1 protein-coding gene is annotated in these 580 nt (G+C 66.9%); it reads left to right on the top strand.

Going from position 1 to position 580, the window contains the following annotated elements; all coding sequences use genetic code 11:
• Window positions 1-190: 190 nt before the first annotated feature.
• A complete protein-coding gene (locus WEB06_01535) occupies window positions 191-547 on the top strand; it encodes a hypothetical protein (GenBank protein MEX2554295.1) in 357 nt (118 codons plus the stop codon).
• Window positions 548-580: the final 33 nt, after the last annotated feature.

The following is a 580-nucleotide window of genomic DNA, read 5'->3' as shown; positions in this document are numbered from 1 at the left end:
CCCCCCCCCCCCCCCCCCCCCCGACGCTTGCCGCCCCCGGACGGCTGCGGAGCGCAGTTGAGAGATGGTTCGCTTTGCCTATTGAGGGTTCTCCGCGAAAAGCCTAGGTTCGACCTGAGGGATGCGCGGCCGGGTCGGGCGCGCTGCGCATCTTCGGACGAGCCCGCTGGGGCCGGGGAGGGAGACGCTCATGGCGCGCAACGCAGCGTTGGTGACCACGTGGTCGCAACCGGCGCGTGGACGAGAAGCGAAGGCAATCGAGTCGTTCATGGACTTCCTCACGTTCTGGGGAAAGAAGGCGGCGGACGGGAAAGTGTCGGAGCCCGAGCCCTTCTTCTCCTACGACGGGGGCCACGGTTTCGCGATCGTGAAGGGACCGAGCGACGTGCTCCAGGCCGAGATCGATTCAGAGGAGCATGAGCGGCTGATCAGCAAGGCACAGCTCACGGTCTCCGACCTGCGCCAGGAGCTCTACGTGACGGGCGACGCGGAGATCCAGCGAGGGATGCAGATCTTCTCCGAATCACTGAACGAGCTGGGTTACTAGCTCCCTCGAGACCGGGACCGGGGGGGGGGGGGG

This window comes from Actinomycetota bacterium (genome assembly GCA_040905475.1).
Lineage (GTDB): Bacteria > Actinomycetota > AC-67 > AC-67 > AC-67 > DATFGK01.
Note: the sequence above shows the minus strand (reverse complement) of the source record. Positions and strands in the feature narration are given on the sequence as shown.

Bases quoted from the DNA above. Each gene is read 5' to 3' on its own strand.
- WEB06_01535 (MEX2554295.1), top strand. From the start codon at position 191: ATGGCGCGCAACGCAGCGTTGGTGACCACGTGGTCGCAACCGGCGCGT.